Here is an 11,978-nt window from a genome sequence, read left to right on the forward strand (position 1 = left end):
CCGACCGGGCGGTGACGAGTCGCGGCGTGTATCGCGGCGGGGCGCGGTTAGAAGTTCGTTGGCCCGCGATTGGCGACTGAAACCAGGCTGAAACCCGCAAGGCAGAGCATTCGGACGCACCCATCGGAGGACTCCATGACGCGCCAGACTCCCGCCGCCGGATCTCGCTGGGCGGCCGTGCCGTCCGCGCCCCGATCGCTGCGCGCCACCCGGCGGATGGTCGCGGCGACCCATATCTGTACTGCCGTCCGGCCCTGGAGGGGTGGGCCGGACGGCAGTGCGCCCTCGACCGATCGGCGCGGGGATCGGTAAGGCCGGAGGTCGTCTTTCACAACCGCCACCTGTTGGACGTGTGACCAAAGTCGCGCTATGTTACTCCCGAGTACAAACGAGACGGGATTCACATGACTTTGGCGTCTGTCGGCGAACTGGGCCTGACGGAACTCGCGGCGGCCCTGGCGGCGGGCACGATCACATCGGTCGAGGCGACCACGGCCGTACTGGATCGCATCGAGGCCAGCCAGGGGGCATTGAACGCCTTCCGGATCGTGCGCCGGGCCGAGGCCCTCGCCGAGGCCGCCGAGGCGGACCGGCAACTCGCCGCCGGACAACGGGAACCGCTGCTCGGGGTGCCGCTCGCCATCAAGGACGACACCGACCTGACCGGCACGCCAACGGCTTTCGGCTGCGGCGGCGACTTCCCCGCCGCGACCGTGGACGCCGAAGCGGTGCGCCGATTGCGCGCGGCGGGCGCGGTGATCGTCGGCAAGACCAATACCTGTGAGCTCGGCCAGCTGCCGTTCACCAGCGGAGACGCCTTCGGCCACACCACGAATCCGTGGAGCGCGGACCACACCCCCGGCGGTTCGTCGGGTGGTTCCGCGGCGGCGGTCGCGGCCGGATTGGTCCCCGCCGCACTGGGTTCCGACGGCGCCGGCTCGGTGCGGATCCCCGCCGCCTGGAACAACCTGTTCGGCATCAAGCCCCAGCGCGGTCGCATCTCGACCTGGCCACTGCCCGAAGCCTTCCACGGGCTCACCGTGAACGGTCCGCTCGCCCGCACCGTCGCCGACGCCGCGCTGCTGCTCGACGCCACCGCCGGACCGCATCCCGGCGACCTGCACACCCCGCCCGCGCTGCGCGTCTCCGACGCGGTCGGCCGGGATCCGGGCCGCCTGCGCATCGCGCTCTCGCTGCGAATCCCGTTCACCGCCACCAAGACCGCGCTCGATCGCGAGGTCGAGGCCCGCGTGCGCGCCACCGCCGCGACCCTGCGCCGACTCGGCCACCAGGTCACCGTCGCCGACGTGCACTACGGCGTGCTGATGGGCGCGACCTTCCTGCCACGGTCCATGGTCGGCATCCGCGAAGCCCTCGACCGGCTGCCCGGCGCGCAGGTCGACCCGCGCACCCACCACAACGCCACCGTCGGCCGCCTGCTGTCCCCGCTGCTGTTCGCCGCCCGCGCGGCGGAACCGTTGCTGCGCAAGCAGACCGGCCGCATCTTCGACGACTTCGACCTGGTGCTGGCCCCCACCACGGCCACCCCGCCCCCGGGTGTCCGCGAGATCGACGGCATCGGCTCCTGGGCCACCGACGAACTCATCACCGCCGCCTGCCCCTACACCTGGCCGTGGAACGTGCTGGGCTGGCCGGCGGTGAACATCCCCTCCGGTTTCACCGCGGACGGGCTCCCGGTCGGCTCCCAGCTGATGGGCCCCGCCCACTCCGAGGAACTACTGGTTTCGGTCGCGGCCCAACTGGAATCGGAACTCCAGTGGTACAAGGCCCGCCCGACCCCGTGGTGGCCGCAGTCCTAGAAACGACGAATGGCACACCGGAGAGGGAACATTCCCTCGATGGTGTGCCATTCGCATGACGCGGGTCAGAAGCCGAGCTTGCCCAGCTGCTTCGGGTCGCGCTGCCAGTCCTTGGCCACCTTCACGTGCAGGTGCAGGTAGATGCGGGTGCCGAGGATGTGTTCGATCTGCTTGCGGGCGTTGGTGCCGACCTCCTTGAGGCGGGCGCCGCCCTTGCCGATGATGATGGCCTTCTGGCTGGGGCGCTCCACGTACAGCAGGGCGTGCACATCGAGCATGCCCTCGGCGGAGCGACGGCCGTCGGTCTCGGTGTCGTCGTTCTCCTCGCGTTCGAGGACCTCCTCGATGACCACCGCGAGCGAGTGCGGAAGCTCGTCGCGCACGCCCTCCAGCGCGGCCTCGCGAATGAGCTCGGCCATCAGGACTTCCTCGGGCTCGTCGGTGAGCTCGCCGTCCGGGTAGAAGGCCGGGCCCTCGGGCATCTGCGAGGCGATGACGTCGATGAGCACCTCGACCTGCTCACCCTTGACCGCGGACACCGGAACCACCTCGGCCTCGGGACCCAGCAGCTGGGAGACCGCCATCAACTGGTGCGCGACCTGGTCGCGGCTCACCTTGTCGATCTTGGTGACCACGCCCAGCAGGGTGGTCTTGGGCGCCATGGTCTTGATCTGCTCGACGATCCAGCGGTCGCCGGGACCGATCTTCTCGTCCGCCGGAATGCAGACCGCGATCACGTCGACTTCCGAATACGTATCGCGCACCAGGTCGTTGAGCCGCTGCCCGAGCAGGGTGCGCGGCCGGTGCAGACCGGGGGTGTCCACCAGGATCAGCTGCGCGTGGTCGCGGTGCACGATGCCACGGATGGTGTGCCGGGTGGTCTGCGGCCGCGAGGAGGTGATGGCGATCTTCTGCCCCACCATGGCATTGGTCAGCGTGGACTTGCCGGTGTTCGGCCGCCCCACGAAACATACGAAACCGGAACGGAATTCACCGTCGGTGCCGCCCTGGCCGCTCATTCGAAGACCTCCGATTCACTGTCCAGATCGAAGCCCGCCGGGACCTCGCGCGATCCCGCGATATTGTCCGCGGGCCGCCTCGCCGCGATGGGATTCTCGACGCCGTAGTCGTCGTCCCCTTCGAGCACGTCGAATACCGCGCCCTTCACGTCGCTGAAAATGATGCGGGCGGAAGACGACACCTCACGCACGGCCGCCACGCCCGGATCCGACAGCTTGCCCGCCACCACCACGGCCGCCTCGAAACCGGTCGCGCCACTGGAGATCGCGGCCGCCACCGCGGCCTGCAACGCGGTCAGCGGGAGCGCTGTCAGCTCCACCGTCCCGGCCGCATAGGTGCGGCCGTCGGTGTCGCGCACCGCCGCGCCGCCACGGCCGCCGGTGCGGCCCATCGCGCCGCGGGCGAGCACCCGCAGCTTGCCGTCCTCGGCGTCGAGTTCAATCATCGGCGTTCATCTCGGTCATCGGCCTCTCCATCGTCGTGTGCGCCGCCCGGTTCCTGTTCCGCCGGTTCGGTTCTCGTCTTCTCCTGGGCCCTGCGCACCACCACCGTGTGGATCCGCATGCGGCCGCGCGCGTCGGCCCCGCCCTCCCCCTTCAATTGCAGGCCCTGGACGACAGCCTTGGAGCCGGGCAGCGGGACACGGCCCAGGGCGTGCGCGAGCAGGCCGCCGACGGTGTCGACGTCCTCCTCCTCGATCTCGATGTCGAACAGCTCGCCCAGGTCGTCGACGGGCAGCCGGGCCGAGACCCGGAACTTGCCGGCGCCGATCTGCTCGATCGGCGCGATCTCGTCCTTGTCGTACTCGTCGGCGATCTCGCCCACGATCTCCTCGAGAATGTCCTCGATGGTGACCAGACCCGCGATGCCGCCGTACTCGTCGACCAGCACCGCCATGTGGTTGCGGCGACGCTGCATCTCGTCGAGCAGCGCGTCGAGTGGCTTGGAGTCGGGGATGAAGACGGCGGGCCGCATGACCTGGCGCACCTTCACCTTCCGGCTCCGATCCGCGTACGGGACAAGGTCTTTCAGGTAGACGACGCCCAGAATGTCGTCGACGTTCTCCCCGATCACCGGAATCCGCGAATGCCCCGACCGCACCGCCAGCGACATGGCCTGCGCCGCGGTCTTGTCCGCCTCGATCCACACCATCTCGGTGCGCGGCACCATGACCTCGCGCGCCGGGGTGGAGTCGAGTTCGAACACCGACTGGATCATGCGCGCCTCGTCGGCGTCCACCACGCCGCGCTCGCCGGCCAGATCCACCACTTCGCGCAGTTCGATCTCGGAGGCGAAGGGGCCGTTGCGGAATCCCTTACCGGGGGTGATCGCATTACCGATCAGGATGAGCAGGCGGCTGATCGGGCCGAGCAGCGAGCCGATGGCCTGCAACGGCAGCGACGCGCCCAGCGCCAGCGAGTAGGCGTGCTGACGGCCCAGCGTGCGCGGGCCGACACCGATCACCACATAGTCGACCAGCACCATGACCGCCGCGGTGATCAGCAGGGCGGGCGCCTCGCCCAGCCAGTCCAGGAGCACGGCCGCCAGCAACACCGTTGCCGTGATCTCGCACGTAAGGCGCAGCAGCACCATGAGATTCACATAGCGCGGCCGATCCGCGATGATGCGCGCCAGCCGCGCCGCCCCGGTCCGCTCCGCGCGCACCAGATCCTCCACGCGCGCGGGCGAAATGGTGTTCAGCGCCGAGTCCAGCGCCGCGAACACCCCGCCGGCCGGGACCAGGACGATCGCCAGCAGCAGCAGAACGAATGAATTCACGCCGGGCCCAGCGGATCACCGGTGGTGTCGGTGAATCCGGTCTTGCCCAGCAGCCGCTGGTCGCGCTCGGCGAGCTCGGCGCGGCGCATCTCCTGGCGCACGTTCTCGTACCAGCCCTCCAGCAGGGAGGCCTGCAACGCGAACATCTCCTTCTCCTCCTCCGGCTCGGCGTGGTCGTAGCCGAGGAGGTGCAGGACGCCGTGCACGGTCAGCAGCGCCAGCTCGTGATCCATGGAGTGCCCGGCCTTCTCGGCCTGCTGGGCCGCGAACTCCGGGCAGAGCACGATGTCGCCGAGCATGGAGGGGCCGGGCTCGGCGGCATCGGGCCGCCCGCCCGGCTCCAGCTCGTCCATGGGGAACGACATGACGTCGGTCGGACCCGGTAGGTCCATCCAGCGCATGTGCAGATCCGCCATGGTGTCGAGATCGACCAGCACCATCGACAGCTCGGCCGCCGGATGGACGTCCATCTGACCGATGACGAACCGCGCGACGCTGACCAGTTCTTCTTCGGATACCTCGATACCCGATTCGTTGGCGATCTCGATACTCACCCGATCAGCGTAGTGGTCGAGTTCAGTGCCGGTCTCCCCGGCTCGCGGCACGTCGCTGCGCCCGATTGCCCGGATAGTGCACCGCCGCCGGCGGGCGCGTGTCCGACTCGTAGCGGTCGTAGGCGTCCACGATCGCCCCGACCAGGCGGTGACGGACCACATCGGCGCTGGTGAGCTCGGCGATGTGGATGTCCTCGATGCCGTGCAGGATCTCGGTGGCCGCGCGCAGACCCGATCGCGCGTTGTTCGGCAGGTCGACCTGGGTGATGTCACCGGTCACCACGATCTTGGAACCGAAGCCCAGACGGGTGAGGAACATCTTCATCTGCTCGGCCGTCGTGTTCTGCGCCTCGTCCAGAATGATGAACGAGTCGTTGAGCGTGCGACCGCGCATGTAGGCCAGCGGCGCGACCTCGATGACCCCGGCCTGCATGAGCTTCGGGATCGCCTCGGGATCCATCATGTCGTGCAGGGCGTCGTAGAGCGGGCGTAGGTACGGGTCGATCTTCTCGTTGAGCGTGCCCGGCAGGAAGCCCAGCCGCTCGCCCGCCTCGACCGCGGGCCGGGTCAGGATGATGCGGTTGACCTGCTTGGTCTGCAACGCCTGCACGGCCTTGGCCATGGCGAGGTAGGTCTTGCCGGTACCGGCCGGGCCGACGCCGAACACGATGGTGTGCGCGTCGATGGCGTCGACGTAGCGCTTCTGGTTCAGCGTCTTGGGCCGGATGGTCCTGCCGCGCCGGGACAGGATGTCCAGGCTGAGCACCTCGGCCGGGGAGTCCGAGGAACCCTCGGTGAGCATGGAGTAGGTGTGCCGCACCGCCTCGGGCGTGACCACCCGGTTGCGTGCGGTCAACGCGACGAGCTGGGCCACCACGCGCTCGGCCAGCGCCACATCGGCCGGTTTGCCGGTCAGAGTGACGGAGTTGCCGCGGACGTGGATGTCGGCATCGAGGAGGCGCTCGAGTTCACGCAGGTTCTCATCAGCCGAACCCAGGAATCCGAACACCGACTCCGGTGCCAATTCGATGCTCGAACGAACGGTCCGCCCCGCCGGTCCGGAACCGTCGACACCGCCGATGCGGGCAGTGGTTGTGCTCTGATCGCCGATTTCGCCTGGTGTTCTCAAAAGTGGCTATGGCCTGCTTTCCGGTCTCGAAGCCGTCGTCGTTGACAGAAGTTTACCGCCGCCCACCGACACCGCCCAGTGAATAAGCGGCTACCAGCAGGCATAACGGCCCGCTGACACGCAACTGCCGCTGGGCCGAATCCATTCCGTGGCGAACCCTCCGGGATCGATCCGCCGATACGCGGCCAGGACTACCAGCGCGGGGTGAGAGCGCCCAGCGCGCCGAGAGCGACGGCCGCGGCGGTGGAGGTGCGCAGCACCGTGGGGCCGAGCAGGACGATGTCGGCTCCAGCGTCGGCGAGGGCCTTCAGCTCGGAGTCGTCCAGGCCGCCCTCGGGGCCGACGATGAGGATGATCTCGGGCACCCCAGCGAAAGACATTTCAGTCAAACGGGATTCACCGGACTCGTGCAGGGCGGCCACCAGCGCGCCCTGGGCCTTGGCCGAGCGCACCAGCTCCAGCAGCTCCTTGGTGCCGTGCAGCTCCGCCACATCCGGGATGTAGGCGCGCCGCGACTGGCGGGCGGCCTGCTTGGCGGCGGCGCGCCACTTCTCGACGCCCTTGCGGGCCTTGGACTCCCAGTTGGAGACGCAGCGCAGCGCCTGCCACGGGACGATGGCGTCGGCGCCCGCCTCGGTCATCAGCTCGACCGCCAGTTCCGAACGGTCGGACTTGGGCAGCGCCTGGACCACCGTCACCTGCGGGGTCCAGGGCGCGGCCTCGCGCTTGGACAGGACCTTCAGCTCGAGGCGATCCTTCTGGGCCGCAACCACTTCCGAATCGGCGAGGATCCCGTGCCCGTCGGACAGCGTGATCGGCTCCCCCACCCGGATGCGGCGCACCGTGGCCGCGTGGCGGCCCTCGGGGCCGTCCAGCACCGCGGTCGCACCCGGTTCGGGGATCTCGTCGAGATAGAAGACGGTGGCGGCCAAGGGATCAGCGTCCGCTGAAGGAGGCGCGCAGACGGGCGAACAGGCCCGAGTTGTGCTCGGACTGCGCCGACAGCACCTCGGTGTGCTCGTTGGCCCGCATGCCCTTGTACTTGAGCAGCAGGTCCGACTGCTTGGCGTCGAGCTTGGTCGGCACCACGATGTCGAGGTGCGCGATCAGGTCGCCGCGAGAGTTGGCGCGCAGCTTCGGCATTCCGTGGCCGCGCAGCACCGACGCCTCGCCGGGCTGGGTGCCCGCCGGGATGGTCAGCTCGACCGGGCCGTCGAGGATGGTGTCGATGACGACCGTGGTGCCCAGCGCCGCGTCCACCATGGGAACCCGGATGGTGCAATGCAGGTCGTCGCCGTCCCGCACGAAGGTGTCGTGCGGCTGCTCCACGATCTCCACGTACAGGTCGCCGGCGGGACCGCCGCCCGGGCCGACCTCGCCCTGGGCCGCGAGACGCACCCGCATGCCATTGGCCACACCGGCCGGGATCGGCGCGGCGATCTCACGGCGCGAACGCACGCGGCCGTCGCCGCCGCACTTGCGGCAGGGGTCCGGAATCGTCTCGCCCGCGCCCCGGCAGGTGGGGCAGGGCCGCGAGGTCATGACCTGGCCGAGGAAGGACCGCTGCACGGTCTGCACCTCACCCGCGCCGCCACAGGTCTCACAGCGCACCGGCTTGGAGTTGCCGTTGGTGCCCGAACCCTGGCACAGGTCGCAGAGGATGGCGGTGTCGACGGTCAGGTGCTTGGTGACGCCGACCGCGCACTCCTGCAGCGAAAGCCGGGTCCGCAGCAGCGAATCCGCGCCCGGCTGCACCCGGCCGCGCGGCTTGCGGGTGCCGCCGGAGGCGTTCATGCCGCCGAAGAACGCCTCGAAGACGTCGCCGAGGCCGCCGAAGCCCGCGCCCGAGAAGCCGCCGCCCATGCCGCCGCCGGATTCCATCGGGTCGCCGCCGAGGTCGACGATGCGACGCTTCTCCGGGTCCGACAGCACCTCGTAGGCCGTGGAGACCTCGCGGAACTTCTCCTGGGCCTCCGGCTCCGGATTCACGTCGGGATGCAGTTCGCGGGCCAGCTTCCGGTAGGCGCGCTTGATCTCCTGGTCGGTCGCACCCCGTGCGACTCCGAGCAGTGCGTAATAGTCCCGTGCCACGTGCGTCTCTTAGTCCTGTTTCGTCTCGTGCTTGCTCACCGTTCGGCGAGCACCTCACCGATGTACCGGGCGACGGCCGCCACCGAGGCAATGGTCCCCGGATAGTCCATGCGGGTCGGCCCCAGCACCCCCATACCTCCGAGCACCGTACCGGTCAGCCCGTAACCGGTGGACACCACGGCCGTCCCGCGCATCTGCTCGACCTTGGTCTCCTCACCGATCTGCACCGTCACGGTACCCGGCTGCTGCGCCGCGGCCAGCAGCTTCAACACGATCACCTGCTCCTCGAGCGCCTCCAGAACGGTGCGCAGGGAACCCGGGAAACCGTTGCCGGGGAAGTCGGAGGCATTGCGGGTGAGGTTGGCGGTGCCGCCCAGCACGAGGCGTTCCTCCGCGTGCTCGACGAGCGTCTCGACCAGCACGGTGGACACCCGGACCAGCACGTCGCGCAGCTTGGCCGGGGAGTGCTCGGGCAGTTCGGCCACCGCCGCGGAGGCCGCGGCCAGGCGCTTGCCCTCCATCGCCTTGCCGAGCATGCCGCGCAGCGCGGCCAGATCCTCGTCGCTGATCAGATTGCCCAGATCGACCAGACGCTGATCGACCCGGCCGGTGTCGGTGATCACCACCAGCAGCAGTCGCGCCGGATTGAGCGCGACCACCTCGATGTGCCGCACGGTCGACGCCGACACCGTCGGGTACTGGACCATGGCGACCTGCCGGGTCAGCTGCGCGAGCAGCCGGACCCCGCGGCGCAGCACATCGTCGAGATCGACGCCGCTCTCCAGGAATTCCATGATGGCCCGGCGTTCCGGGCCGGACAGCGGCTTCACCTCGGAGATGTGATCGACGAACTGCCGGTAGCCCTTGTCGGTCGGGATGCGGCCGGACGAGGTGTGCGGCTGGGCGATGTAGCCCTCGGCCTCGAGCACCGCCATGTCGTTGCGGACGGTCGCGCTGGACACGCCGAGGTTGTGGCGCTCTACCAGGGTCTTGGACCCGATCGGCTCCTTGGTCGCGATGTAGTCCGCGACGATGGCCCGCAGGACCTCGAGCCGTCGCTGCTCAGTGCTCGACATGGTGGCCCCACCTCCTCGCTCGCCTCGGGTACGCCTGGCGCGTCCCCGAGCCTTCCGCGGCGGGACACTGGGCACCGGCCATACGGAATTCCCGGATTATCCACTCCAGGATAGTGGGCGTCGCGCAGCTCGCCCTATGACCGCCCGCACGCTCACCGCCCGGCGGCGGCCTCCACCATCGCCGCCACGTCGGCCGGGTGCGAGACCAGCCCGGCGTGCGAGGCGTCGATCGAGGAGACATGGGCGTTCATGCGTTTGGCCATATCCCATTGGGAGGCGAGCGGAATCACCCGGTCGGCGGTGGACACCAGGTACCAGCTCGGCGTCGAGGCCCACGACGGCGCGCCCGAGGCCTCGAGGTTGGCGGACAGGGCGAGCGAATGCTGGCGAGCGGCCATGTCGGCGGCGATCACCGGATCGACGTCCTGGGCGAAGACCTCGGGGAAGCGGGCCGGGTCGACGTAGGCGTCCAGGTTTCTGCCCGCGATGCCCTGCGCGTCGTCGACGGTCTTCAGTCGCAGCGCGAGGGTGAGCTGCGAGCCCGGGTACTGGATCGGATTCAGTTCCAGCAGTGCGGCTTCGCCCTGCACGGGCGCGAAGGCGGAGATGTAGACCAGTGATTCGACCTTGGCGTCGTGGACATTGCTGATCACGGTGCCGCCGTAGGAGTGTCCGACCAGCACGATCGGACCGGTGATGCCGTCGAGGGTGCGCTGGATCGCGGCCGCGTCGTACGCGGGACCGCGCAGCGGGTTGTCCGGCGTCACGACGGGGTAGCCGTCCGCGCGCAGTCGCGCGGCGACGCCGTCCCAGCTGGAGGCGTCGGCGAAGGCGCCGTGCACCAGCACGACCGTCGGCAGGTCCGCGGCGGCGGCCGACCCGGCGGCGAGTGGGCCGGCGGCGAGCGCCACGGCCGCGGCGGCGCTGAACGTCGCGCGAGTGAGGCGTCGGGCACGGAAGCTGTTCGGGACGGGTCGCATCAGTGGCTTCACCATGAGATGTCCTCGGGCCGAAGGTGTCGATCCTGACCGGTGCTGCGCAATCTCCGGTGAACAATTTAGTCCCGACCAGGCGGTTTCACTCGCGGTTGGCCGAATCCGTTCGGCTCAGGTCAGCAGGGTCCGCACGACGCCGTCGGCGAGCAGGCGGCCGCGGTCGGTGAGGATCAGCCGGTCGCCGGCCCGCTCGGCCAGACCGTCCGCGATCACGCGCTCGGCGGCGGCCCGGCCGTCCGCGTCGAGATCGGCCAGTGGCAGGCCGGTGCGCAGCCGCACGGTCAGCATGACGCGCTCGGTGTAGCGCTCCTCGTCGGTGAGCGACTCCCAGCCCGCCGCGGGCAACGCACCCGTGGTGACCCGATCCGCGTAGCGCGCAGGGTGTTTCACGTTCCACCAGCGGGTGCCGCCGACGTGGCTGTGCGCGCCCGGGCCCGCGCCGAGCCAGTCGCCGCCGTCCCAGTAGCCGAGGTTGTGGCGGCAGCGGCCCGCCTCGGAGGCGGCCCAGTTGGAGACCTCGTACCAGTGCAGGCCCGCCGCGGCCAGCCGGGTGTCGATGCGTTCGTAGCGGGCGGCCAGCACGTCGTCGTCGGGGGCGGGCAGTTCGCCGCGGCGAACGCGGCGGGCCAGCGCGGTGCCGTCCTCCACGATCAGCGAGTAGGCCGAGACGTGGTCGACGCCCGCGGACAGCACGGCGTCGAGGCTGGCGTCCAGATCGGCGTCGGATTCGCCGGGGGTGCCGTAGATGAGGTCCAGGTTGACGTGGTCGAAGCCCGCCGCGCGGGCCTCCCGCGCGGCCGCCACCGCCCGGCCCGGCGTGTGGGTGCGGTCCAGGATCTTCAGCACGTGCTGGGCCGCCGACTGCATGCCCAGCGAGATCCGGGTGTACCCGGCCGCGCGGAGCCGCTCGAAGAACTCCGGCGAGGTGGATTCCGGATTGGACTCGGTGGTCACCTCCGCGCCGGGGGCGAGGGTGAAGTTGTCGCGGATCGCGTCGAGCACCCCGGCCAGGCCGTCACCACCGAGCAGCGACGGCGTGCCGCCGCCCACGAAGACCGTCTCGACCGCGGGCGTCGCCGAGGGCAGCGCGTCGAATTCCCTTGCCGCCGTGGCCAGCTCGCCGCGCAGCGCCTCGAACCAGGACTGCGGCGAGGACGAGGAGCCCAGCTCCCCCGCCGTGTAGGTGTTGAAGTCACAGTATCCGCAGCGGGTGGCGCAGAACGGCACGTGGATGTAGATCCCGAACGGCCCGCCCCCGAAGTCGCGCAGCACCGGCGCGTCGGCGTCCTGCGCGGAGGCCGTGCCGGTAATCGGAGGGGGAGCAGTCGAGGTCACCCATTCAGTGTGACCGGTTGCCCGAATCACAGCGCACCCGGTGGCCACCGCGTCCCGGGACGCGGCAATAGCCCGAAGGCCGCGACCGGACCGGCGGCAACGCGGGATCGGACCAGGTCGCGGGTAGCCCGGGCCAGGGCCGGTCGTGGGGCCTCCGATGCTGGGGCGCGCCTGCGCGG

General features: G+C 70.0%; 10 protein-coding genes and 1 pseudogene. 1 reads left to right on the plus strand and 10 read right to left on the minus strand.

The window, feature by feature from the left end; translation table 11 throughout:
- Positions 1 to 404 precede the first annotated feature (404 nt).
- On the plus strand, positions 405 to 1,820 hold the full coding sequence (locus tag ABZ412_RS09900; RefSeq protein WP_357278596.1) for an amidase: 1,416 nt from the start codon (positions 405 to 407) through the stop codon (positions 1,818 to 1,820).
- Positions 1,821 to 1,885: 65 nt separating this feature from the next.
- On the opposite strand, the gene era is transcribed toward ABZ412_RS09900, so the two are convergent.
- The 10 genes and pseudogenes from era to hemW all read right to left on the minus strand — a co-directional run bounded on the left by era (position 1,886) and on the right by hemW (position 11,736).
- The gene (era, locus tag ABZ412_RS09905; RefSeq protein WP_357278598.1) at positions 1,886 to 2,839 is read right to left on the minus strand and encodes a GTPase Era; all 954 of its coding nucleotides are present in this window, start codon (positions 2,837 to 2,839) and stop codon (positions 1,886 to 1,888) included.
- 128 nt (positions 2,840 to 2,967) lie between these two features.
- Positions 2,968 to 3,285: pseudogene (locus tag ABZ412_RS09910) on the minus strand (cytidine deaminase); the annotation flags it as partial.
- A complete protein-coding gene (locus ABZ412_RS09915; protein WP_357278600.1) occupies positions 3,282 to 4,619 on the minus strand; it encodes a hemolysin family protein in 1,338 nt (445 codons plus the stop codon). The pseudogene ABZ412_RS09910 and the gene ABZ412_RS09915, both read right to left, overlap by 4 nt.
- Entirely contained in the window at positions 4,616 to 5,173 is a 558-nt protein-coding gene (ybeY, locus tag ABZ412_RS09920; protein ID WP_357004316.1) for an rRNA maturation RNase YbeY, read from the minus strand. Before ybeY ends, ABZ412_RS09915 begins: the two co-directional genes overlap by 4 nt.
- Positions 5,174 to 5,195: 22 nt before the next feature.
- Positions 5,196 to 6,254, minus strand: coding sequence for a PhoH family protein (locus tag ABZ412_RS09925; protein WP_357279025.1), 1,059 nt, complete (start codon positions 6,252 to 6,254; stop codon positions 5,196 to 5,198).
- Between the two features lie 239 nt (positions 6,255 to 6,493).
- Positions 6,494 to 7,234: a 16S rRNA (uracil(1498)-N(3))-methyltransferase gene (locus ABZ412_RS09930; protein ID WP_357278602.1), complete on the minus strand. Its 741-nt coding sequence runs from the start codon at positions 7,232 to 7,234 to the stop codon at positions 6,494 to 6,496.
- A 4-nt stretch (positions 7,235 to 7,238) separates the two neighbouring features.
- On the minus strand, positions 7,239 to 8,393 hold the full coding sequence (dnaJ, locus tag ABZ412_RS09935; protein WP_357278604.1) for a molecular chaperone DnaJ: 1,155 nt from the start codon (positions 8,391 to 8,393) through the stop codon (positions 7,239 to 7,241).
- A gap of 35 nt (positions 8,394 to 8,428) precedes the next feature.
- Positions 8,429 to 9,469: a heat-inducible transcriptional repressor HrcA gene (gene hrcA, locus ABZ412_RS09940; protein WP_357278606.1), complete on the minus strand. Its 1,041-nt coding sequence runs from the start codon at positions 9,467 to 9,469 to the stop codon at positions 8,429 to 8,431.
- Between the two features lie 152 nt (positions 9,470 to 9,621).
- Positions 9,622 to 10,464: an alpha/beta hydrolase gene (locus ABZ412_RS09945; protein ID WP_357278608.1), complete on the minus strand. Its 843-nt coding sequence runs from the start codon at positions 10,462 to 10,464 to the stop codon at positions 9,622 to 9,624.
- Between the two features lie 111 nt (positions 10,465 to 10,575).
- Positions 10,576 to 11,736 (minus strand): radical SAM family heme chaperone HemW, encoded by a 1,161-nt coding sequence (gene hemW / locus ABZ412_RS09950; protein ID WP_357279027.1) that lies wholly within the window; start codon positions 11,734 to 11,736, stop codon positions 10,576 to 10,578.
- Positions 11,737 to 11,978 lie beyond the last annotated feature (242 nt).

This window comes from Nocardia sp. NPDC005746, assembly GCF_040630785.1.
In the GTDB taxonomy this organism is placed as follows: Bacteria; Actinomycetota; Actinomycetes; order Mycobacteriales; family Mycobacteriaceae; genus Nocardia.